This is a genomic window from Sphaerotilus natans (assembly GCF_900156335.1).
GTDB classification, from domain to species: domain Bacteria; phylum Pseudomonadota; class Gammaproteobacteria; order Burkholderiales; family Burkholderiaceae_C; genus Sphaerotilus; species Sphaerotilus natans.
This window is the reverse complement of the sequence record NZ_FTMZ01000002.1, coordinates 86,710-108,381: the sequence shown is the minus strand read 5'-3', so window position 1 is coordinate 108,381 and position 21,672 is coordinate 86,710. Positions and strand designations below refer to the sequence as shown.

The window sequence follows — 21,672 nt, the reverse complement described above, 5'->3', positions numbered from 1 at the left end:
CGCGATGCGCCGGATGCTCGGTCGGCCGAACCGCTCGCTGGCGCTCTACATCGCGCTGCCTTTTGTCGCGATGGTGCTGCTGTGGCAGACGGTGAGCCTGTGGCTGGCCCATGACGCGATCGACCAGAGCGCTACCCGCGCCATCGAGACCGAGCTGCTGACCGGCCGGCGCATCTTCGAGCAGCTGCTGGTGCAGCGCGCCGAGCGGCTCGGCGAGGCGGCCCGGCTGCTGTCGAGCGACTACGGCTTTCGCTCCGCGATCGCCAGCGGCGACACCTCGACGCTGCAGGATGCCCTGCTCAACCAGGGCCAGCGCATCGGCGCGGCCCTGGCGCTGTATGTCGATCCGGACTGGCGTGCGGTGGCCACCACCCCGCTGGATGCCGCCGAGATCGCGCCGTTGCTGGCCGAGGCCCGGGCGCTGCAGCAGGTCCGCAGCGATGCGGCCGGCGAGGGTGCGGCGATGCAGGTGCCCGGGCTGGTCATGGTGGGGGGGCGCCCCTACCAGATCGTCGCGGTGCCGGTGCGCGCGCCTCGGCTGATCGGCTGGGTGCTGATGGGCTTCAGCCTCGACCGGGCGCTGCTCGATCGCATGGGCGAGATCACCGGGCTGCGGGTGGCGCTGGCGCTCGATCGTCCGGGCGCTTCCCAGGTGATCGCCAGCACGATCGATGCGCCGTTGCCGGCTGCGCCGCTCCAGGATGTGCGCTGCGATCTGCTGCTGCAGCTGCATGGCGAGGACTGGCAGGCCTGCGACTTTCGCATTCGGCTGGCCTCGGCTCGCGCCGACGCGCCGGCCGACAGCCAGACGCTGCATGTGGTGCTGGCCCGCGCGATCGCGCCGGCGCTGCTGCCCTTCCGTGATCTGCAGCGCCAGCAGATCCAGCTGGCTGTGGTCGCGCTGGTGCTGCTGGCGCTGGGCAGCCTGGCGCTGGCGCGGCGCTTCAGTGCGCCGATCCTGGCGCTGCGCCGGGCGGCCGAGCGTCTGGGCGCCGGCGAGATCGACGCGCCGGTCGCGCTGCCGGATCCGGCCCGCACGCCGCAGGACCTGCTGCGTCTGACGGCCTCCTTCGAGGCGATGCGCCAGGCGGTGCGGCAGCGCGAGCAGCACATCGGCCGGCTGGCCTACTGGGACACGCTGACCGGTTTGCCCAACCGGGCCCAGTTTGTCGATCGGCTGGGCGAGCGGCTGGCCGTGGCCGATGCCCGGCGGCCGCTGGCAGTGCTGATGCTCGACCTGGACCGTTTCAAGCATGTCAACGACGGCCTGGGCCATGGCTTCGGCGACCGCATGCTGTGCGAGGTGGCGCTCCGGCTCGAGCCGGCGGCGCAGGCGGCCGGCGGGCTGCTGGCGCGTCTGGGCGGCGACGAGTTCGGGCTGATGCTGCCGCAGGCCGATGCGGCGCGCGCCTGCGAGGTGGCGCGCGCACTGCTGGCGACGCTGCAGCAGCCGCTGCGCATCGACGAGCAGATGGTCGACTGCTCGGCCGGACTGGGCATCGTGCTGGCCCCTGAGCACGGCACCGAACCCGAAGCCCTGCTCGGCCAGGTCGAGGTGGCGATGTACGAGGCCAAGCGCCGGCTGGCCGGCGTGCTGGTCTACCAGCCGTCGATGGACAGCCGCAGCAGCGTCTCGCTGTCGCTGCTCAGCGAGCTGCGCCGGGCGGTGCTCGGCAACGAGCTGCGCCTGTTCCTGCAGCCCAAGGTCGGGCTGAAGAGCGGCCGGGTGCTGGGCGCGGAGGCGCTGGTGCGCTGGGTCGATCCGGCGCGCGGCATGGTGCCGCCGATGCAGTTCATTCCCTTCGCCGAGCAGACCGGCTTCATCCGCGAGATCACCCGCTGGATGCTGGCCACCGGCGTGCGCGAGATGGCGCGCTGGGCCGAACTGGGCCAGCCCCTCAAGCTCAGCATCAATCTCTCGACCCGCGACCTGCTTGATGTCGATCTGGTCGAGCGGGTCGACGCGCTGCTGCGCCAGCACGATGTGCCGGCGGGCCGGCTGTGCCTGGAGATCACCGAGAGCGCGATCATGGACGACCCCACCCGCGCGCTGCAGACGCTGCAGCGCCTGAGCGAGCTGGGCGTGCAGCTGTCGATCGACGATTTCGGCACCGGCTACTCCTCGCTGGCCTACCTGAAGCGGCTGCCGGTCGACGAGCTCAAGATCGATCGCAGCTTCGTGATGGGCATGGAGCGCGATCTGGACGATGCGCGCATCGTGCGCTCGACCATCGGCCTGGCGCACACGCTGGGGCTGACGGTGGTGGCCGAAGGCGTCGAGAACCCGAAGCTGATGGCCATGCTCGAGCATCTCGGCTGCGACGAGGCCCAGGGCTACGGCATCGCCCGGCCGATGCCGATCGACGACTGGCTGCCGTGGGTCGAGCGCTGGCAGGCGCCCCAGACCGGCGCGGTCAAGCTCGACACCGATTTCCAGCTGCTTTGACGGCAGCGCGATCGCCGCTCAGTAGCCGCGGCTGCGCTCGACCCGGTTGGGCACCGCGCGGCCCTCGCGCCAGGCACGGATGCCGGCGGCGGCGATGCGCGCGGCACTGCGCGGATCGGTCTGCGCCGCGGCATGCGGCAGCAGCGTGACCGCCGGGTGGTGCCAGAAGCGGTGCGCGGGCGGCAGCGGCTCGTGCTGGAAGACATCGAGCACTGCATGCGCGATCTGCCCGGCATCCAGCGCGGCGAGCAGGTCGGCCTCGACCAGATGCGCGCCGCGCGCCAGGTTGACCAGGCTGGCGCGTGCGGGCAGCCGCGCCAGGAAGGTCGCGTCGATCAGGCCGCGGGTGTCGACGGTCAGCGGCAGCAGGTTGATGACGATGCGGCAGTCGGCCAGCACCGGCTCGAGCGGCTCGCCCCGGCGCCAGCCCGCGGCGCGGTAGCCGCGCTGGCGCAGCGCGTGCATCACCGTGCCGCCCATCTGGCCCTGACCGAGCACGGCGACCTTGACCTCGTCGGCGCGCAGCTGCGGCAGCGCCTGCCAGACGCCGGCGCGCTGCTGGCGGGCGTACAGGTGGAAATGGCGATGCAGCGTCAGCACCGCCCACAGCGCGGTCTCGGCCATCGCGGTGTTCATCGCCGGATCGACCATGCGCGCCAGCGGCACCTCGGCCGGCAGTGTCGGGTCGGCCAGCAGCCGGTCGACGCCGGCCCACAGCGACTGGATCAGCCCGAGCCGCGGCAGCCCGGCCAGCAGCCCCGGCGGCGGATTGGCGACGATGGCCACGTCGATGTCCTGGCGCAGCGCGGGCTGCGCGGCGAGCTGCTCTGGGCGCAGCAGCGTCTCGCCCGGCAGCGCTGCCTGCAGCGCCGGCAGCCAGGCGGCCCAGTCCGCGGCGTCGAAGTCGCAGGCCAGCAGCACGCTCATCGCAGCGCGTCCAGCAGCACCGCCAGCGCGTGGTCGCGGGTCTGGCGGCGCACGTCGGCGCGGTCGCCGTCGAAGTGGCGCACCTCGGTCCAGCTGCGTCCGGGCAGCGTCCAGCCGAACCAGACCGTGCCGACCGGCTTGGCCGCGCTGCCGCCGCCGGGTCCGGCGATGCCGGTGACCGCCAGCGTGCACTGCACCGGCGCGTGGCGCGCCGCGCCCTCGGCCATCGCACGCGCCACCGGCTCGCTGACCGCGCCGTGCGCCTCGATCAGCGCGGCCGGCACGCCCAGCAGCTCGGTCTTGGCGGCGTTGCTGTAGGTGACGAAGCCGCGCTCGAACCAGTCGCTCGAACCGGCCAGATCGGTGCAGGCCGCGGCGATCAGGCCGCCGGTGCAGCTTTCGGCGCTGGCCAGGCGCCAGCCGCGGCCGCGCAGCGCGGCGGCCAGGGTGTCGAGGTCGGAATCGTTCATCGCATCATCCCGAGAGTTGGCCGTGCAGCAGCCGTGCGAAGGTGATCGCGGTGGCAATCACGAACAGGGTGCAGCCGGCGGCGACCAGATCGTCGAACAGGATGCCGAAGCCGCCGCGCCAGCCCCCGCCCTTGAAGCGGCGGTCGGCCCAGCGCACCGGACCGGGCTTGGCGGCATCGAAATAGCGGAACAGCCCGAAGGCGACCAGCTGCATCACCGGCGTGGCCGGCGTCAGCACCCACAGCACCAGCCAGAAGGCCAGCACCTCGTCCCAGACGATGAAGCCGGGATCGTCGATGCCGGCGTGGCGCGCGGTCAGCGTGCAGGCCCACCAGCCCAGCGGCAGGCCGCCCAGCAGCGTCCAGCCCCAGGCGGTGGCGTCGAGCCAGTTCGACAGCAGCACGAAGCCGATCCAGGCCCACAGCGTGCCGACCGTGCCGGGCGCGATGCGGCTCAGGCCGCTGCCCGCCCCCAGCGCGATGAAGTGCGCCGGATGCGCGATCAGGAAACGCAGATCGATGCTCATCGGCCCAGGATCACCGGCTGAGGAAATGGTCGAAGGACGCCCAGGCGGTGGCCAGCGGCCGGCCGTCGGCGCCGATCACCTCGACCGGCGCCCCGACCTCGCCGAGCGTGCCGATGCGGGTCACGCCGCAGCCGGCGCGCGCAGCCAGCGCGGACACGGTGTCGCGGTCGGCCGGGTCGGCGCTGAACAGCAGCTCGTAGTCGTCGCCGCCGGCGAGCAGGCATTCGAGCTGCAGCGCCTCGGTCTGCCGGGCGATCGCCGCGCTGCGCGGCAGCGCCGCCGCCTCGATGCGTGCGCCCAGGCCGCCGGAGCGGCGCAGCACATGGCCCAGGTCGCCCAGCAGGCCGTCGGAAACGTCGATCGCGCTGCGCGCCACGCCGCGCAGCGCCAGGCCCAGCGCCACCCGCGGCTGCGGGCATTCCATCGCCAGGCGCAGCCGGTCCAGGTCGAGCCCCTCGGTGCGCACGCCCGGCGTGCCGCGGAAGATCTCGAGCATCAGCCGCGCCTCGCCGAGCCAGCCGGGCTCGTCGGGCGTGGCCGGGTGGCTGATCCACAGGTCGTCGCCGGCGCGTGCGCCGCTGCGCAGCAGCGCGTCCCCCCGAGGCACCTCGCCGAACACGGTGATGCACAGGTTCAGCGGCCCGGCGGTGGTGTCGCCGCCGACCAGCTCGATGTCGTGGCGGTCGGCCAGCGCGTGCAGGCCCGAGGCCAGCGCGGCCAGCCAGGCGTCCTCGGCGCGCGGCAGCGACAGCGCCAGCGTGTAGGCCAGGGGCCGCGCGCCACAGGCCGCCAGGTCCGACAGATTGACCGCCAGCGCCTTGTGGCCGAGCCGCTCCGGCGCGACGGTGGACAGGAAATGCCGCCCCTCCACCAGCATGTCGCTGGAGACGGCCAGCTGCATGCCGGCGGCCGGCGCGATCAGGGCGCAGTCGTCACCCACGCCCAGCGGGCTGCGCCGCACCGGGCGGGTGAAGTGACGGGCGATGAGGTCGAATTCTCCGAGGGCCATGCGCGCATTCTCGCCGCTGTCGCGCGGCGAGGCCTCTTTCAGTCCAGGCCGGCGCCGCGCAGCAGGTTGGCCAGCTCGACCGCCGACTTCACGTCCATCTTGTCGAAGACGCGCGCACGGTGCACCTCGACGGTGCGCACGCTGATGTCGAGCTCGTCGGCGATCTGCTTGTTGGCCCGGCCGGCGATGACCAGGCGCATCACCTCCTGCTCGCGCTCGGTCAGCTCGGAGAGGTGGCGGCGCAGGCCCTCGCGCTCGTGGCGCTGCGCCAGCGCCTCGACCACCCGGTCGACCAGCGCGTTGTCCGAGAAGGGCTTCTCGACGAAGTCGAAGGCGCCGCGCTTGACCGCCATCACCGCGGTGGCCACGTCGGCGTGTCCGGTCAGGAAGATCACCGGCATCAGGCCGAGCCAGCCGTTCTCGATCAGGCGCTCGAACAGCGCCATGCCGTTCATGCCGGGCATGCGCATGTCCAGCAGCAGGCAGGCGGGCGAGTCGGGCCGCACGTCGCCGCGCTCGGCCGCGGCCCAGAAGTCGTCGGCCGAGGCGAAGGCCCGCGGCAGCAGCCGGCGCGAGCGCAGCAGCCACGACAGGGCGTCGCGCAGCACCTCCTCGTCATCGACGACGAAGACGGTGCCGCTGGTGTGCTGGACGCGTGCGCTTTGGGTCATGACTCAGGGGCTGGACGAGGACAAGGGGGGCGCCGCCGGCGCCGAGGCCGGAAGGGTAAACCGGAACACCGTGCCCCGACCATCGGGTCCGGCCTCGAAGTCGAGCGCGCCGCCGTGCTGCTCGACCACCGTGCGGCACATCGCCAGGCCGATGCCCATGCCCTCGGGCTTGGTGGTGAAGAAGGGCGTGAAGAGCTGGCGCGCGATCTCCTGCGGGATGCCGGGGCCGCGGTCGATGATGCGCAGCTCGACCCAGCGCTCGCCCTGGGCGCGCACCTCCAGGCGCAGCTCGCGACCGGCCGGCTCCACCGCCTCGTCCTCCATCGCCTGGATGCCGTTGCGCGCCAGGTTCAGCAGCACCTGCTCGACCATCGTGCGGTCGCACGACACCCGCGGCGGCGGCTCGGGAATGTCGACCTCGATGCGGGTGTGGCTGCGCCGCGCGGCCAGCCGCACCAGCGGCAGCACCGCCTCGATCAGCTCGGTGGTGCGCACGTTCTCGCGCAGCCGCTCGCGCCGGCGCACGAACTGGTGCACGCTGCGGATGACGCGCCCGGCGCGCTCGGCCTGCTCGGCCATGCGCACCATCGCCTGGCGGATCATCAGCTGCGTCTCGAGGTCGGCGGGCGGGTCCGCCTCGGTGGCGGGCATCAGGTTGAGCGAGCCGGTGGCGTAGCTGGCGATCGCTGCCAGCGGCTGGTTGAGCTCGTGGCTGAGCAGCGTGGCCATTTCGCCCATCGTCGCCAGCCGGGCGGCGGCCTGCAGCTTTTCCTGCTGCTGGCGCGAGAGCTCCTCGATGCGGCGCTGCGCGCTCACGTCGAGCACCGTGCTCATCCAGCCGCTGCGCCGGCCGCGTGCGTCCACCAGCGGCGCCTCGAAGATCAGCACGGGGAATCGCTCGCCACCGCGGCGCATGAACAGCGTCTCGTGGCCCTCGCGCGGGGGCGTGTCGCCGGCGTTGCGCTCGGCCTGGCGGCGGGTGTAGGTCTCGACCATTTCCGGCGGCCAGTAGGGCGGCACCGTCGCGCCGAGCAGCTCCTCGGCGCTGAAGCCGACCATCTGGCAGAAGGCAGCGTTGACATGGGTGATGCGCCCGTCCGAGGAGCGCGCGCGCAGGCCGGTGACCAGCGAATCCTCCATCGCCTTGCGGAAGGCCAGCGCCTCGGCCAGCGCCTGCTCGGCGGCGGTGCGCCGGCGCACGTCGTGCAGCAGCACCACCAGCACGCCGCTGAGCGCCGCCGACAGCATCACCACCAGCGCCGCGCTCAGGTTGGGGATCAGCGGCGGGCGCCCGCCCAGGTTGTCCAGCCGCAGCAGCGCGGTGAAGCCCGAGATGTCGACCAGCCGATCGGCCATGAAGATGCCCGCGCCGCGCCGTGCGCCGGTGCGTGCCAGCCGGGTGCCGTCGGACTCGACCAGCAGCACCTCGTGGCGGCGTGTCACCTCGGGCGGCACCGCCTCGCGCAGCAGATCCTGCAGGGCCAGCGTCGCCACCAGCGTGGTGTCGGTGCGGCCCTCGACCGACTGCGGCACGCACAGGTCCACCACCTCCAGCCCCAGGCCGCCGGCCGAGGGCAGGAAATAGCTGCGCGAGAAGGCCGGCGCCGAGAAGCGCCGCGCCGTGGCGCAGGCGATCTCCGCATCGACCGACATCGCGCTGCGCGGAATGGTGCTGAACTGCTGCGGATAGGCCGGCGAGCGCACCGAATCGATCACCGTGAAGCGATTGTCGCGCCGCTCGACCCGGATGATCTCGGGATTGGCGCGCAGCAGCGCCTCGGCCTGCAGATGCCAGCCGGGGCCGTCGGCGCTCTGCCAGAGCAGGCGCTGCAGCGCCTGCATGTCGTCGCCCAGGCGCTGACGCACGTCGGCTGCGGCGGCCTGCGCGGCCGTCTCGGTCGATTCCTGCACCTGCGTCTGCTCATGCTGCCAGGTCATCCACAGCAGCGCGGCCAGCACCAGCGCCACCAGCGCCACCAGCGCCACCCACAGCGGCGTGCCCCGCCAGCGGCGCGACAGTCCGAAGATCATCGATGGCGGATCGGGCAGCGGCATGTCGGACATGATCGCAGTATTCCCGGCCGGACCCGGGGGGGCGGCTACGCAGTTTCTCGGATGAACCCGGCCGTGCGGGCGGCGATGATCCGGCTCATGCGCGCTGCGCATGGCCCCATGCGGCGAGCGGTCAGACCGGGCCGCGCATGATGGCTCCCCGCTTCCTACAATCGCCAGCCGCTCCGGATCGGCCACCGTGCCGACCCCGAGATCGAGACGCCCGACTCTCTCCCCGCGGAATCCTTCCATGACCATGTCCGAACAGAAACAAGCCGAACTGCGCCGCGCCGCACTCGAGTACCACGAGTTCCCGACGCCGGGCAAGATCGCCATCGCGCCGACCAAGCAGCTGGTCAACCAGCGCGATCTGGCCCTGGCCTATTCGCCGGGCGTGGCCGCCGCCTGCGAGGAGATCGTGGATGACCCGGCCAACGCCTTCCGCTACACCTCGCGCGGCAACCTGGTCGCCGTGGTCACCAACGGCACCGCGGTGCTGGGCCTGGGCAACATCGGTCCGCTGGCGTCCAAGCCGGTGATGGAGGGCAAGGGCGTCCTGTTCAAGAAGTTCGCCGGCATCGATGTCTTCGACCTGGAGATCGCCGAGAACGACCTCGACAAGCTGGTCGACATCATCGCCGCGCTGGAGCCGACCTTCGGCGGCGTGAACCTCGAGGACATCAAGGCGCCGGACTGCTTCTACGTCGAGCGCAAGCTGCGCGAGCGCATGAAGATTCCTGTCTTCCACGACGACCAGCACGGCACCGCCATCGTCGTGGGCGCGGCGCTGCTCAACGGCCTGAAGGTGGTCGGCAAGTCGCTCAAGGAGGTCAAGCTGGTGTCCTCGGGCGCGGGCGCGGCGGCGCTGGCCTGCCTGAACCTGCTGGTCAAGCTGGGCCTGCCGCGCGAGAACATCTGGGTGACCGACCTGGCCGGCGTGGTCTACGAGGGCCGCACCGAGCTGATGGACCCGGACAAGGCCGAGTTCGCGCAAAAGACCGAGCTGCGCACGCTGCGCGAGGCGATCGCCGGCGCCGACATCTTCCTGGGCCTGTCGGCCGGCGGCGTGCTCAAGGCCGACATGGTGGCCTCGATGGCGGCGAAGCCGCTGATCTTCGCGCTGGCCAATCCGAACCCGGAAATCATGCCGGAGCAGGTCCGCGAGGTGCGCGACGACGCGGTCATGGCCACCGGCCGCACCGACTATCCGAACCAGGTCAACAACGTCCTGTGCTTCCCCTACATCTTCCGGGGGGCGCTGGACTGCGGCGCGACGACCATCACCGACGAGATGGAGATCGCCGCGGTGCATGCCATCGCCGAGCTGGCGCAGGCCGAGCAGAACGATGTGGTGGCCGCTGCCTACGGCGGCGCGACGCTGACCTTCGGTCCTGACTATCTGATCCCCAAGCCCTTCGATCCGCGCCTGATGATGCAGATCGCGCCGGCGGTGGCGCGTGCCGCGGTCGAGTGCGGCGTGGCGCAGCGTCCCATCGCCGACATGGACGCCTATGTCGAGAAGCTGCGTGCCTTCGTCTACGCCGCCGGCACGGTGATGAAGCCGATCTACGCCATCGCCAAGCGCGCCAAGGCCCGCCGTGTCGCCTACGCCGAGGGCGAGGACCGCCGCGTGCTGCGCGCGGTGCAGGTCGTCGTCGACGAGGGCCTGGCCTTCCCGGTGCTGATCGGCCGCAGCGCGGTCATCCGCACCCGCATCGAGAAGCTCGGCCTGCGCCTGGAGGAGGGCCGCGACTACGAGATCGTCAGCATCGACGACGATCCGCGCTACCGCGACTACTGGGAAACCTACCACCGGATGATGGACCGCAAGGGCGTCACCGAGCAGCTCGCCAAGATCGAGATGCGCCGGCGCATGACGCTGATCGGCTCGATGCTGCTGCACAAGGGCGAGGTCGACGGCATGATCTGCGGCACCTGGAGCTCGACCTCCTACCACCTGCAGTACATCGATCCGGTGATCGGCCGCCGTGCAGGGGTCAAGACCTACGCCTGCATGAACGGCCTGGTGCTGCCGGGCCGCCAGGTCTTCCTGGTCGACACCCACGTCAACTACGACCCGACCGCCGAGCAGCTCTGCGAGATCACGCTGCTGGCGGCCGAGGAGATGCGCCGCTTCGGCATCCAGCCCAAGGTGGCGCTGCTGTCGCATTCGAACTTCGGCTCGAGCAACCAGCCCTCGGCGGTGAAGATGCGCGAGACGCTGGCGCTGCTGCGCGAGCGCGCACCCGACCTGCAGGTCGACGGTGAGATGCATGGCGACACCGCGCTCGACCCGGCCTACCGCGCCGAGCTGATGCCGCGCAGCACGCTCTCGGGCGAGGCCAACCTGCTGGTGCTGCCCAACATCGATGCGGCCAACATCAGCTACAACCTGCTGAAGACGACCGCCGGCGGCGGCATCGCCATCGGCCCGGTGCTGCTGGGTGCGGCCAAGCCGGTGCATGTGCTGACGCCCTCGGCCACCGTGCGTCGCATCGTCAACATGACCGCACTGACGGTCGCCGACGCCAACGCGACGCGCTGAGCGGCATGGGCCGGGTGATCCGGCCCGGGCGCATCGCCTGCACGATTCCTGCGGATCCGGTCCGGATTCCGCCCCGACAAGCCCCCTCGGTGTCCCGCGCCAGGGGGCTTGTCCCTGTCGGCATGCTGAAAATTGAGGCAGAAGGCTTGAGATCGGGGCCCCGATTCGCTACCATCGCCCCTCCACGATTCAGGAAAACCCGTGTCAGATCAGGCTCGACCTGCGGTTCCATGGCTTGCCAGGGCAACTCGCGGGCGTTTCGTTGCTGCGGCGCTCCATGTGCTGGTGGCCGGCTCCATGCTGGCTGGCGCGCTGGCCGTGTCCTCGCCCGCTCTGGCGCGGTCCTCGCAGGAACTCTCCGAGCCCGCCGCTTCGGCGACCGTGTCGCTGACCGAGCTGCCGCAAGAGGCCGGCGACGTGCATCGGCAGATCCTGGCCGGCGGGCCCTTCCGCCATCCGGAGAAGGACGGCAGCGTCTTCGGCAACCGGGAAAGGCTGCTGCCGCGACAGACGCGAGGATACTACAGAGAATACACCGTCCCGACTCCGGGATCGCGCGACCGGGGCGCGCGGCGCATCGTGTGCGGCGGCAGAGAGCCGAAGACTCCGGATGTTTGTTACTACACGCAGGACCACTACGCGAGCTTCCGCCGCATCGCGCCGTGAGTTCCTCGAGGATCGAGAGCCCCAAGGGACCATCCACCATGCTTATGCAGACCGTGCGTCCGAACATCGTGCAGGCGATCCGCGCCTTCCGTGTGGACGACCTCATGTCGGCGGCCCAGGATCTGGGCCACCACTTCCTGTACGCCAATCTTTCCGGCGCCACCACCAAGCAGGAGGTGCTGGAGACGATCGCCCGGGCCTTCCTGTTTCCCGCCCACTTCGGCAAGAACCTGGATGCGCTGCATGACTGCATGACCGATCTGGTCTGCAAGTCGGGCACGCAGCCCGGCTTTGTCGTGGTGCTGGAGCAGCTGCCCGACAGTGCCAAGTTCGACCGCGAGGGGCGCGAGCAGCTGCTCGATGTCTTCCGCGATACGGCCGACTTCTGGGCCGAGCGGAAGATTCCCTTCCGGTGCTTCTATTCTTTTCAGTAGCCCGCTCCCAGGACAACGGGCAATGGGAGCGGGCGGAAGTCGCCCAGGAGCCGGTCAAGCCGCCTCCGAAACCGAGCAAGAACGCCGCACCGGCCTTCGCGCCGCACATGCCGGTGATGAGCAGTGCCTTCGACACCTCGGCGCTGGTCGCCGTGGCTGCATGAGCCGGCACTGACGGCAGTGTCGGCCGCAGCCGACCTGCCGGATTCGCCATCAACGAACAGGGTCCGCCGCGTGCGGGCCCTGTGCATTTCAGCGGGTGTGCCGGTCGCTGGGGTCAGCGGCCTGGTGTCAGTGGCGGGGCGACAGCGCTGCGGCCAGCGCGATGTAGTCGGCCACCGGCACTTCCTCGGCGCGGCGCTGCAGGTCGAAGTCGGGCACGCCCTCGCGGCCCTCGAGCCAGCGGCCCAGCGTGTTGCGCAGCACCTTGCGCCGCTGCGAGAAGGCGACCGTCACCAGCTCGCCCAGCAGCGCCGCGTCCAGCGCCGGCGCCACCGCCTTGGGCACCACCCGCACCACCGCCGAGTCCACCCGCGGCGGCGGATCGAAGCATTCCGGCGGCACATCGATCAGCGACTCGACCTCCTGGCGCCACTGCAGCATCACCGACAGCCGGCCGTAGTCCTTGCTGCCGGGGGCGGCGGCCATGCGGTCGACCACCTCCTTCTGCAGCATGAAATGCTGGTCCTCGATCAGGTCGACCGCATCCTGCAGGTGGAACAGGATCGGGCTGGAGATGTTGTAGGGCAGGTTGCCGATCACGCGCAGTCGCCGGCCGCTGCCCGGCGCGGCGCCGAGCGACTCGGCCAGCGCGCGGAAGTCGACCTTCAGCACGTCGGACTCGACCACGTTCAGCTCGGGGCGGCGGCGCAGCCGCGCGGCGAGATCGCGGTCGAGCTCGATGACGGTCAGGCGCTCGCAGCGCTCGACCACCGGATCGGTCATCGCGCCCATGCCGGGGCCGATCTCGACCAGGATCTCGTCGGGGCGCGGGTCGATGGCGCGCACGATCGCGTCGAGAATGCCGGTGTCGGTCAGGAAATGCTGGCCGAAGCGCTTGCGGGGAATGTGCTTCAAGGTAGAGGGCCCGCGCAGGCGGGCCGGCAGGCGGTGGTTGCGGTGGTCAGACGGGGATCGGGTGGTGATCAGGGGCCAGGCGGGTCGCGCAGCTCGACATAGGCGCGGGCACGCACGTCGCGGGCCCACTCGGCGTAGGCTTCCTCGGATTTCTGCTCGCGCAGCGCGTTGCGGGCGAGCTCGCGCTGCTCGCGCACGTCCAGGCGCACCTCGCGGCGTTCCAGCAGCTGGATCAGGTGCACGCCGAAGCGCGAGACCACCGGATCGGACAGACCGCCCGGACTCAGCGCCGACAGCGCCTGCTCGAACTCCGGCACGAACTGGCCCGGGCCGGCCCAGCCGAGATCGCCGCCCTGTGCGGCGCTGCCGTCTTCCGAGTGCTGGCGCGCCAGATCCTCGAAGCGGGCGCTGCCGGCCTCGACCTGGCGTTTCCAGCCGGCCATGCGGCGCAGGATGGTCTCCTGCGTCAGGCCGGCGCCGGGGCGCAGCAGGATGTGGCGCGCACGCTGCTGGGTGACCGTCAGCGCGGCGTCGCGGCGCTCGACCAGCTTCAGGATGTGCAGACCGGCGCCCGAGCGCAGCACCTGCGGGGCGACCTCGCCGGCCCGCAGCGGGGTCAGCGCGTCGACGAAGAGATCGGGCAGCCGGTCGGCGCGGCGCAGGCCGAGCTCGCCGCCGTTGTCCTTGGCCGCGTCGGAGAACTCGCGCACCAGCGCGGCGAAATCCTCGCCGGCGCGCAGGCGCTGCAGGATCGTCACGCCGAGCTGGCGCTTCTGCGCGACCTGGTCGGGCGTGGCGTTCTCCGGCAGCGTCAGCAGGATCTGCGCGGCGTTGTATTCGGTGGCGGCGCCGTTCTTCTGGCGCTGCTCGGTCAGCCAGCTCTCGATGTCGGCATCGACGATGCGGATGCGGCCCTGGACCTCGCGCTCGCGCACCCGCTCGAGCAGCATCTGGTCGCGCAGCGTCTCGCGAAAGCGCGCGTAGTCCATGCCCTCGGCGCGCAGCCGCTCGCGCAGCTGCGCCACGCTGAGCTGGTTCTGCGCGGCCACATTGGCCAGCGCGCGGTCGATCTCGGCCTCGTCGACGCGGGTGCCGCTCTCGCGCGCCTGGCTGAGCTGGGCGCGCTCGTCGATCAGCTGGTCGAGCACTTCGCGCTGCAGCGTGTCGCGGTCGGGCAGGCGCGTGCCGCTGCGGGCGGCTTCCTGCTCGATGCGGGCCACCCGCAGCTGGACTTCGCTGTTGGTCACCAGCTCGCGGTTGACGACCGCGACGATGTGGTCGCCGCCACGGCGACTGGCCGGCGCTGCGACCGCCTCGGCCGCTGCAGCCCCAGGGGCCGCAGCCGCCGGGGTGACGGGCGCGGCAGGGGCGGCGGGCGCGACCGGTGCGGGGGCTGGAGCGGCCTTGGGCGCGGCGGGCGTGCGGGCGGGCTTGCGGGTGTTGCCGCCGCTCTGGGCCTGGGCCGGCAGGGCCCCGCACAGCAGCGCGGTGGCCAGCAGGACGCCGAGGCGGCGCTGCCACGGCGAGGCCGCCGTGCGGCGCGGATCGGAAGGCGGGAACGTCGGCTCGGACATGGCGGGATCAGGGGGCACCGGAGTTGTCGGCGGTCGCGCCGCGCGGGTCGCGCAGCAGCTGGTAGCCGGGGATATTGTCCTTCAAGATCGACAGCGGATTGCTGCCGGCGCTGAGCCGGGACAGGCCGACCAGCTCGAGCTGCAGCATCAGCTGCGTCGAGGCGTTCTGCGCGCTGGTGGACTGCCGGCGCGCGACGACCCGGCCGATCCAGCAGCCGGCGTCGTACTCGAAGCCGACGATGGCGCCGCTCAGCCGGCGGTCGCGCAGGCTGTAGTCGAGGGCGCCGACGCCGTAGACGCGGCCCCGGCAGTCGCCCGCCGAGGCCGCCGCCGGCGCGACGCGCGCGCCCAGCAGTCCGGTCAGCGGACGGCCCAGATCGGCCAGCGGCCACTGCCAGCCCAGCGCAAGCTGCTCGCTGCTGCCGCGCTTGAGGCGGTGGCTGGCATAGAGCGTGCGCAGCGGCCCCGGCGACCAGCGGGCACTGGTGACCGTGCGCACCAGGCGGTCGGTGTCGGGGTTGAACTGCATCGAGGTGTCGAGCGTCCAGTCCGGCACCACCCCGATCGAGGCCTGCAGCAGCAGGTCTGAGAAGCGGTTCGACAGCGGCACGCCGTCGGCGGTGATGCGCTGGTCGCGCAGCAGGTAGCGCTGCGCGATGCCGAAGCGCGCCAGCTCGGCGCCGCTGGAGCGGTCCAGGTAGCGGGTGGTCAGGCCGGCGGTGACCTGGTTGGCGTCCGAGACCCGGTCGATGCCCGAGAAGATGTTGTCCGAGAAGACGGTCGTGGCGTTGAAGTCGAGCGCCGCGCTGTCGAAGTCCGGCAGCGTCGACTGGTCGCGCCACGGGGTCAGCGCATAGAGCAGGCGCGGCTCGAGCGTCTGCACCAGCGCGCGGCCGAAGGCGGCGGTCTCGCGCTCGAGCGTCCAGGCGCTGTCGACGCTGAAGCCGGGAATGGTGCGGTGGGCGCGGCGGCGGCCATCGCTCATCGGCCGGTCGGTCTGGTAGGCGGCGCTGTTGAGGCTCAGGCGCGGCGTGAGCCGCCAGCCGGCGTCGCCCAGCGGCAGCGCGATCTGGCCGAGCAGGTGGGCGCGGCTGCCCTGGATCTGGTCGGCGTCGGCATGGACGAACTGGTTGACCTCGGTCTGCAGCGACCACTGCAGCGGCCCGCCGCCCAGATCGCTCCAGCGTGCACCGGCCTGCGGCGCGCGCTGGTAGGGCGCCATGATGCGGGTGCTCGAGCCGCTGTCCTGCAGCAGCTGCCAGCGCTGCACCCGGGCGTAGAGCTGCTGCTCGACTTCGCCCAGCGGGGTGGCACGCAGGCGGCGGCGCTGCTCCAGCCGGCCGCGGCTCGACAGCAGCCGCGGCGTCAGCGATTCGGCGCCGCGCAGGCCGTCCTTCCAGTAGTCGCCGTCCGAGACGCGCAGCACGCTCCAGTCGTAGCGCAGGCCGCCGGCCGCGGCGAAGGCGCCCCGCTGCTCCGAGCGCAGCGCCCAGCGCTGCTGGCCGGTCTGCAGGTCGTTGGGCAGCGCGAACAGATTGGCCTCGCCGCTCCAGCCGGGCTGCAGGTAGCGGTATTCGGTCTCGAGTGCCGCGCCGCGCTTGCTCATCAGCGTGGGCGTGAGCGTCATGTCCTGCTCGGGCGCGATGTTCCAGTAATAGGGCGCCGACACACCCAGACCGGTGGTGCTGGAGGTGCTGATCATCGGCGGCAGCCAGCCGGACTTGCGCGCGTCGGTGACGGGAAAGCTCATCACCGGCAGCGCCAGGATCGGCACGCCCTGGAAGCGCAGCACCGCGCCCTCGGCCAGGCCCTCGTTGGCATCGAAATCCAGCCGCACCCGCCGGGTGCTGAGCTCCCAGGCCGGCGTCTCGCCGTCGACCAGATCGCAGCTGCTGTAGCTGGCCCGGCTCACCACCATGCGGTTGCGGCCGATGAAGTCGACCCGCTCGGCGCGTCCGCCCGCCTGGGTGCGGCCCAGATAGAAGCGTGGCGACAGGAAATAGCCTTCCTGATGCTCGGTCTGCAGGTCCAGCTCGGTGCCGAGAAAATGGCTGTCCTCGCGCTGCAGCCGCACCGTGCCGAGCGCGTGCACCCGGTCGTCGTCCTGGCGGTACTCGATGCGGTCGGCCTGCAGCGACAGCAGGCCGCGGCGCAGCGTGGCCCGCCCTTCCGCCCGCAGCGACTGGCCGGTCTGGCCGATCAGGCGGTCGGCCTCGACCAGGATCGGGTCCTCGCCGCCGGCGGCGGCATCGGCAGACGGCTCCGCCGTGTTCGGGCTCACCCAGGGCAGCTGCAGGCCGCCCTCGCGCACCCAGGCCGGCGCGGCCGGGCGGCAGGCGGCCTCCTGGGCGAGGGCGGGCGCGGCCAGACCGTGCAGCAGCAGGCAGGCGCAGGCCCGGGCCACCGGCGAGAGCGATCGCGATCGCGGGCGCGGCAGCGGACGAGAGCAGGGGCGGGAGGTCGGCAGGGGCGGCAAGGGCGGCTCGCTAGAATCAGCCGATTATTTCACGCAGCCCTGTTCCGCCCGTGACCACCGCCGAATCCCAGCCCACCTCGCCCGCTCCGTCGTCTTCCTCTACCGAGATCGCCTGGAGCGATGACGCGCGCCGCGCGGCCTTCGCGCAGTGGCTGGCCGTGCAGGCCGCCGCGCATGGCCTGGACGCCGCCAGCGTGCGCCCGGCCAGCGCCGACGCGAGCTTTCGCCGCTATTTCCGCGTCGATGCCGCCGACGGCCGGGGCCGCAGCCTCGTCATCATGGACGCGCCGCCCAGCCACGAGGACTGCCGCCCCTTCGTGCAGGTCGCCGGCCTGCTGGGCGCGGCCGGCCTGAACGCGCCCGAGGTGCTGGCCTGGGACGAGGCGCAGGGCTTCCTGCTGCTGACCGACCTGGGCGCGCGCACGCTGCTGGCCGAGCTGCAGGCGCAGGACTTCAGCACCCGCGAGGGCCTGAAGGTGGCCGACACCCTGTACCGCGGCGCACTCGACGCGCTGATCGGGCTGCAGAAGATCGACGCGCAGGCGCAGGTGCCGGCCTACGACCGCGCGCTGCTGCGCCGCGAGCTCGACCTCTTCCCCGAGTGGTACGTGGCGCGCCACTGCGGCGTGACGCTGGACGCCAAGCAGACCGAGCAGCTGGAGAAGTGCTTCGAGCTGATCCTGAAGACCTGCGAGGCCCAGCCGGCCGTGCTGGTGCACCGCGACTTCCACAGCCGCAACCTGATGGTGAACGCCGATGGCGACGCGACCCGGCCCGGCATTCTCGACTTCCAGGACGCGGTCTGGGGCCCAGTGACCTACGACGTGGTCTCGCTGCTGCGCGACGCCTACATCGGCTGGGACGAGGCGATCCAGATCGACTGGGCCGCGCGCTACTGGGAGCGTGCCCGCAAGGCCGGCGTGCCGGTGCAGGAAGACTTCGGCCTCTTCTGGCGCGACCTCGAGTGGATGGGCCTGCAGCGCCACCTGAAGGTGCTGGGCATCTTCGCGCGCCTGTCCCACCGCGACGGCAAGGACGGCTACCTGAAGGACCTGCCCAAGGTCTGGCGCGATGCCCACCATGTGGCGATGCGCTACTCGGTGCTGACGCCGCTGGCGCGTCTGCTCGAGCAGCTCGGCGACGTCAAGGCCGAGGACGGCTACACCTTCTGATGGCCCTGATGCCTGCCCGGACGCCGCCGTGAACCGCCTGAGCGCCTTCGGGCGCGACCTCTCCGTGTCGGCGGTCGTCGCCGGCTTCGTGGCGATGCTGGTCGGTGTGACCAGCTCCATCGTCGTCGTCTTCCAGGCCGCGCAGGCGCTCGGCGCCGATGCGGCGCAGGTCACGTCCTGGATCTGGGCCACCTGCGTCGGCACGGGACTCACCAGCCTGGGCCTGAGCGTCTGGTACCGCCGCCCGGTGCTGACCGCCTGGTCCACGCCCGGCGCGGCGATGCTGGTCAGCGCCGCCGCCGGCGTCACGCTGCCCGAGGCGATCGGCGGCTTCGTGGTCTCGGCGCTGCTGATCGCGCTGTCGGGTGCGACCGGCCTGTTCGCGCGGGTGATGGACCGCATTCCGCAGCCGCTGGCGGCCGGGCTGCTCGGCGGCGTGCTGGCGCGCTTCGCGCTGGACGCCTTCGCGGCGATGCCGGGCGACCCGCTGCTGGTGGGCGCGATGTTCCTGGCCTACCTGCTCGGACGGCGGCTGTGGCCGCGCTACGCGGTGCCAGGCGTGCTGCTGGTGGGCCTGCTGGTGGCCGCCGGCACCGGGCGCATGCACCTGGAGACGGTCGACTGGCGCCTGGGCGCCCCCGTCTGGATGGCGCCGGAGTTCACGCTGCGCGGCCTGTTCAGCGTCGCGCTGCCGCTGTTCGTCGTGACGATGGCCTCGCAGAACCTGCCCGGCGTGGCGGCGCAGAAGGCCGCCGGCTACGACACGCCGGTCTCGCCGGTGATCGCCACCACCGGCGTGGCCACGCTGCTGCTGGCGCCCTTCGGCGGCTACGCGCTCAACCTGGCGGCGATCACCGCCTCGATCTGCATGAGCCGCGAGGCCCACGAGGATCCGGCGCGGCGCTGGACCTCCTCGGTGATGGCCGGGCTGTTCTATCTGGCGGTGGGGCTGGCGGCCGGTGCGGTGGCCGGGCTGCTGGGCGCCTTCCCGAAGGCGATGGTGCTGGCGGTGGCGGGCTTCGCGCTGCTGGGCACGATCGGCGGAGGCCTCGCCACGGCGATGGGCGACCTCACCTGGCGCGAGCCGGCGCTGGTGACCTTCCTGGTCACGCTCAGCGGCCTGTCGATGGCGGGCATCGGCTCGGCCTTCTGGGGCGTGGTCGCCGGCACGCTGTGCGTGGCGGTGATGCGACTGCGCGCGGGCTGATCCGGGTCGCGGCAGGGCCGCGCGGGCTGTGCAACACTGCGCCGGACTTCCTCCAGCCCGCTTGCCCCGCACGACCATGGACCTGCTCTTCGTTGCCGACCCGATCGAATCGTTCAAGACCCACAAGGACTCGACCTTCGCGATGATGCGCGAGGCCGCCCGGCGCGGCCACCGCCTGATCGTCTGCGAGCCGAGCGATCTGGTGTGGGTGCGTGGCCACCGCGTCGTGGCGCGGCGCGCGCGCACCCTGGCGCTGACCGGGCGCGAGCAGGCCGACTGGTTCGAGGTGCTGGCCGAGGGCGAATGCATCCTGGCCGAGACCGGCGCGGTGCTGATGCGCAAGGACCCGCCCTTCGATGCCGAATACATCTACGCGACCCACCTGCTGCAGCAGGCCGAGCGCGAGGGCGCGCGGGTCTTCAACCGGCCTGCGGCGCTGCGTGACCACCCCGAGAAGCTCGCGATCCTGGAGTTTCCCGAGCTGATCGGCCCGACGCTGGTCACCCGCCAGCCCGAGGCCATCCGCGCCTTCCACGCCGAGCACCACGACATCATCCTCAAGCCGCTCGACGGCATGGGCGGCATGGGCATCTTCCGCGTCGGTCCGGACGGCATGAACCTGGGCTCGATCATCGAGACGCTCACCGACGACGGCGCCACCACCATCATGGTTCAGCGCTTCCTGCCGGAGATCGCGCAGGGCGACAAGCGCATCCTGTTGATCGGCGGCATGCCGGTGCCCTTTGCGCTGGCGCGCATCCCGCAGGGCGGCGAGGTGCGCGGCAACCTGGCCGCCGGCGGGCGCGGCGTCGCGCAGCCGCTGTCGCGCCGCGACCGCGAGCTGGCCGAGCACCTCGGCCCGATCCTGGCCGCGCGCGGCCTGCTGCTGGTGGGCCTCGACGTGATCGGCGAATGTGTCACCGAGATCAACGTCACCAGCCCGACCTGCTTCCAGGAGATCACCCAGCAGACCGGCTTCGACGTGGCGGCGATGTTCGTCGACGCGCTGGAGGCGGCGCTGCGCGACCGCGAGGCCTGAACGAAAAAAAGGCCGCATCCCCGGTGAGGGATGCGGCCCGCAAGGCCCACAGGGGCAGGGGTTCGAGAAAGGTCCGGACGTGCGTCGTCCGGACTCAGCGTTCCTTGCGCAGCGAGCCGGTCACGCTGCTGCCGCTGGGCAGCATGAAGACGGTGTAGACGCCCTTGGCCGACAGCGTCACGTCGCTGAGGCTGTACAGCGCGCTGGCCAGCGTGGTGTCGCTCACCTCGATCGTGGTGCTGGAGCCGGCGGTCACGCTGGTCGAGGTCGATGCCGCGCCCAGCGCGATGTTCTCGGCCACCGCTGAGTAGTTGGTGGTCAGCGTCAGCGGGTTGCTGTTGGTCGAGGCGCCGTGGATCAGGCGGATCTTCGCGCTGGTGCTGCTGGTGGGCAGGCGGTTGTCGTCGCTGATGACGCTCAGGCTGGCGCTGGCGGCCGGGCCCCAGACCATCAGCGTCGTGTCGCTGCCGGCCGCCAGCGTGATCGCCGTGGTCGACAGGCTGGCGCCGTTGACGCTGATCGTCGGCGTGGCGCTGCCGGCCTTGACCAGCGCGTAGCTGCCGATGGCGGGCGAGGTGACCGAGGTGGCCAGCGTGCTGCCGTTGAAGCTGGCGCCGACCGCACCGCTGCTGGCCACCGCCGAGACCAGGCGCACCCGGGCCAGATCGGTGTCGATCGCGGTGATCGCGCCGCCTTGGCTCACCAGCAGGCTGTTGACCAGCACGCCGCCGCTGGTGGGCGTGACCACCAGCGTGTAGACGCCCTGGCTGCCCAGCGTCATGCTGGCGGCGTCCAGGCGCAGGTCGGTGGTGCTGCCGGCCGCGGCGATGCGCAGCCGGTAGGTGCCGCTGCCGACGGTGGTGTAGCTGCCGCTGCTGCTGCCTGCGCTGACGGAAGACGCCACCAGCGTGGCGTTGTCCAGCGTGTCGCTGCTGCCGCTGAGGTAGACGTCGACGCTGCCCGCGTCCGGCGAGGCGTTGAACACCAGCAGCTTGGCGCGGCCGGACGAGGGCGCGCTCTCGCTGTCGCTGAGCTGCGCGGTCTTCAGGCTGCCGTCGGCCTGGTAGGCGATGACGGTGGTGCCGTAGTCCTCGCTGAGCGAGCGCGACACGCTGCTGAGCGCGGTGGTCGAGCCGGTGCGCGTCAGCGTGGTGGTGTGGCTGCCGGCCTCGAAGCCGATGTAGCCGCTGGTCTGGCCGTAGGCGATGGCCGAGCTGCGCAGCGTGTCGTCCACGTACAGGTCGAGCGCGCCGTAGTTCGTGCTGGCGTTGATCACCCGCACGGTGGCGTTGTCGTCATCGGAGGCGCCGCCGCAGCCGCCGATCAGGGCGACGGTGGCGGACAGCAGCAGGGCAGGGAGCCAGCGCAGGGGATTCATGAG

The 21,672-nt window shown here is 71.9% G+C and carries 18 protein-coding genes; 8 read left to right on the top strand and 10 right to left on the bottom strand.

Annotation, left to right across the window (positions count from 1 at the left end):
• Window positions 1-4 precede the first annotated feature (4 nt).
• Complete coding sequence (locus BW996_RS02195) at window positions 5-2,446, top strand: putative bifunctional diguanylate cyclase/phosphodiesterase (protein WP_037477228.1); 2,442 nt, start codon at window positions 5-7, stop codon at window positions 2,444-2,446.
• 18 nt (window positions 2,447-2,464) lie between these two features.
• Here BW996_RS02195 and BW996_RS02190 read toward each other — a convergent pair whose 3' ends face one another.
• From BW996_RS02190 to BW996_RS02165, 6 genes are read right to left on the bottom strand one after another with little or no spacing between them, the layout of a single operon-like run.
• A complete protein-coding gene (locus tag BW996_RS02190) occupies window positions 2,465-3,373 on the bottom strand; it encodes a 2-hydroxyacid dehydrogenase (protein ID WP_037477226.1) in 909 nt (302 codons plus the stop codon).
• Entirely contained in the window at window positions 3,370-3,843 is a 474-nt protein-coding gene (locus BW996_RS02185) for a CinA family protein (protein WP_037477224.1), read from the bottom strand. Before BW996_RS02185 ends, BW996_RS02190 begins: the two co-directional genes overlap by 4 nt.
• Before the next feature lie 4 nt (window positions 3,844-3,847).
• Complete coding sequence (locus BW996_RS02180) at window positions 3,848-4,369, bottom strand: phosphatidylglycerophosphatase A family protein (protein ID WP_051631413.1); 522 nt, start codon at window positions 4,367-4,369, stop codon at window positions 3,848-3,850.
• A gap of 10 nt (window positions 4,370-4,379) precedes the next feature.
• Window positions 4,380-5,378, bottom strand: coding sequence for a thiamine-phosphate kinase (gene thiL / locus BW996_RS02175; RefSeq protein ID WP_037477222.1), 999 nt, complete (start codon window positions 5,376-5,378; stop codon window positions 4,380-4,382).
• A 38-nt stretch (window positions 5,379-5,416) separates the two neighbouring features.
• A complete protein-coding gene (locus BW996_RS02170; RefSeq protein WP_037477220.1) occupies window positions 5,417-6,049 on the bottom strand; it encodes a response regulator transcription factor in 633 nt (210 codons plus the stop codon).
• Between the two features lie 3 nt (window positions 6,050-6,052).
• Window positions 6,053-8,113: a two-component system sensor histidine kinase NtrB gene (locus BW996_RS02165; RefSeq protein WP_310732027.1), complete on the bottom strand. Its 2,061-nt coding sequence runs from the start codon at window positions 8,111-8,113 to the stop codon at window positions 6,053-6,055.
• Window positions 8,114-8,351: 238 nt separating this feature from the next.
• Between BW996_RS02165 and BW996_RS02160 the strand changes: the two genes are divergently transcribed.
• The 4 genes from BW996_RS02160 to BW996_RS21205 all read left to right on the top strand — a co-directional run bounded on the left by BW996_RS02160 (window position 8,352) and on the right by BW996_RS21205 (window position 11,910).
• Window positions 8,352-10,646, top strand: coding sequence for an NADP-dependent malic enzyme (locus tag BW996_RS02160; RefSeq protein ID WP_037477218.1), 2,295 nt, complete (start codon window positions 8,352-8,354; stop codon window positions 10,644-10,646).
• Window positions 10,647-10,943: 297 nt separating this feature from the next.
• Window positions 10,944-11,312 carry a guanyl-specific ribonuclease gene (locus tag BW996_RS02155; protein WP_051631423.1) on the top strand — a complete coding sequence of 123 codons (369 nt, stop codon included), beginning with the start codon at window positions 10,944-10,946 and terminating at the stop codon, window positions 11,310-11,312.
• Complete coding sequence (locus tag BW996_RS02150; protein ID WP_375130815.1) at window positions 11,198-11,746, top strand: barstar family protein; 549 nt, start codon at window positions 11,198-11,200, stop codon at window positions 11,744-11,746. The genes BW996_RS02155 and BW996_RS02150 overlap by 115 nt, the downstream gene beginning before the upstream one ends.
• Window positions 11,725-11,910, top strand: coding sequence for a hypothetical protein (locus BW996_RS21205; RefSeq protein ID WP_139330708.1), 186 nt, complete (start codon window positions 11,725-11,727; stop codon window positions 11,908-11,910). Before BW996_RS02150 ends, BW996_RS21205 begins: the two co-directional genes overlap by 22 nt.
• Before the next feature lie 127 nt (window positions 11,911-12,037).
• Here the strand turns inward: BW996_RS21205 and rsmA are convergent, their stop codons facing one another.
• The 3 genes from rsmA to BW996_RS02135 all read right to left on the bottom strand — a co-directional run bounded on the left by rsmA (window position 12,038) and on the right by BW996_RS02135 (window position 16,801).
• Entirely contained in the window at window positions 12,038-12,823 is a 786-nt protein-coding gene (rsmA, locus tag BW996_RS02145; RefSeq protein WP_037477212.1) for a 16S rRNA (adenine(1518)-N(6)/adenine(1519)-N(6))-dimethyltransferase RsmA, read from the bottom strand.
• 68 nt (window positions 12,824-12,891) lie between these two features.
• Window positions 12,892-14,397 (bottom strand): peptidylprolyl isomerase, encoded by a 1,506-nt coding sequence (locus BW996_RS02140; RefSeq protein ID WP_081837893.1) that lies wholly within the window; start codon window positions 14,395-14,397, stop codon window positions 12,892-12,894.
• Window positions 14,398-14,404: 7 nt separating this feature from the next.
• Window positions 14,405-16,801 (bottom strand): LPS-assembly protein LptD, encoded by a 2,397-nt coding sequence (locus BW996_RS02135; RefSeq protein ID WP_051631412.1) that lies wholly within the window; start codon window positions 16,799-16,801, stop codon window positions 14,405-14,407.
• 122 nt (window positions 16,802-16,923) lie between these two features.
• Between BW996_RS02135 and BW996_RS02130 the strand changes: the two genes are divergently transcribed.
• From BW996_RS02130 to gshB, 3 genes are all read left to right on the top strand, one after another.
• On the top strand, window positions 16,924-18,045 hold the full coding sequence (locus tag BW996_RS02130; RefSeq protein ID WP_375130789.1) for an aminoglycoside phosphotransferase family protein: 1,122 nt from the start codon (window positions 16,924-16,926) through the stop codon (window positions 18,043-18,045).
• A gap of 37 nt (window positions 18,046-18,082) precedes the next feature.
• Window positions 18,083-19,252: a benzoate/H(+) symporter BenE family transporter gene (locus BW996_RS02125; RefSeq protein ID WP_037477313.1), complete on the top strand. Its 1,170-nt coding sequence runs from the start codon at window positions 18,083-18,085 to the stop codon at window positions 19,250-19,252.
• A gap of 76 nt (window positions 19,253-19,328) precedes the next feature.
• Window positions 19,329-20,291, top strand: a complete 963-nt coding sequence (gshB, locus tag BW996_RS02120; RefSeq protein WP_037477209.1) for a glutathione synthase — start codon at window positions 19,329-19,331, stop codon at window positions 20,289-20,291.
• Window positions 20,292-20,385: 94 nt separating this feature from the next.
• Here the strand turns inward: gshB and BW996_RS02115 are convergent, their stop codons facing one another.
• Entirely contained in the window at window positions 20,386-21,669 is a 1,284-nt protein-coding gene (locus BW996_RS02115; RefSeq protein ID WP_037477206.1) for a DUF4397 domain-containing protein, read from the bottom strand.
• Window positions 21,670-21,672 lie beyond the last annotated feature (3 nt).

What these genes read in the sequence shown, in the direction of transcription:
- BW996_RS02195 (WP_037477228.1), top strand. Translation starts at nt 5, where the DNA reads ATGCGCCGGATGCTCGGTCGGCCGAACCGCTCGCTGGCGCTCTACATC.
- BW996_RS02190 (WP_037477226.1), bottom strand. Translation starts at nt 3,373, where the DNA reads ATGAGCGTGCTGCTGGCCTGCGACTTCGACGCCGCGGACTGGGCCGCC.
- BW996_RS02185 (WP_037477224.1), bottom strand. Translation starts at nt 3,843, where the DNA reads ATGAACGATTCCGACCTCGACACCCTGGCCGCCGCGCTGCGCGGCCGC.
- BW996_RS02180 (WP_051631413.1), bottom strand. Translation starts at nt 4,369, where the DNA reads ATGAGCATCGATCTGCGTTTCCTGATCGCGCATCCGGCGCACTTCATC.
- thiL (WP_037477222.1), bottom strand. Translation starts at nt 5,378, where the DNA reads ATGGCCCTCGGAGAATTCGACCTCATCGCCCGTCACTTCACCCGCCCG.
- BW996_RS02170 (WP_037477220.1), bottom strand. Translation starts at nt 6,049, where the DNA reads ATGACCCAAAGCGCACGCGTCCAGCACACCAGCGGCACCGTCTTCGTC.
- BW996_RS02165 (WP_310732027.1), bottom strand. Translation starts at nt 8,113, where the DNA reads ATGTCCGACATGCCGCTGCCCGATCCGCCATCGATGATCTTCGGACTG.
- BW996_RS02160 (WP_037477218.1), top strand. Translation starts at nt 8,352, where the DNA reads ATGACCATGTCCGAACAGAAACAAGCCGAACTGCGCCGCGCCGCACTC.
- BW996_RS02155 (WP_051631423.1), top strand. Translation starts at nt 10,944, where the DNA reads ATGCTGGCTGGCGCGCTGGCCGTGTCCTCGCCCGCTCTGGCGCGGTCC.
- BW996_RS02140 (WP_081837893.1), bottom strand. Translation starts at nt 14,397, where the DNA reads ATGTCCGAGCCGACGTTCCCGCCTTCCGATCCGCGCCGCACGGCGGCC.
- gshB (WP_037477209.1), top strand. Translation starts at nt 19,329, where the DNA reads ATGGACCTGCTCTTCGTTGCCGACCCGATCGAATCGTTCAAGACCCAC.
- BW996_RS02115 (WP_037477206.1), bottom strand. Translation starts at nt 21,669, where the DNA reads ATGAATCCCCTGCGCTGGCTCCCTGCCCTGCTGCTGTCCGCCACCGTC.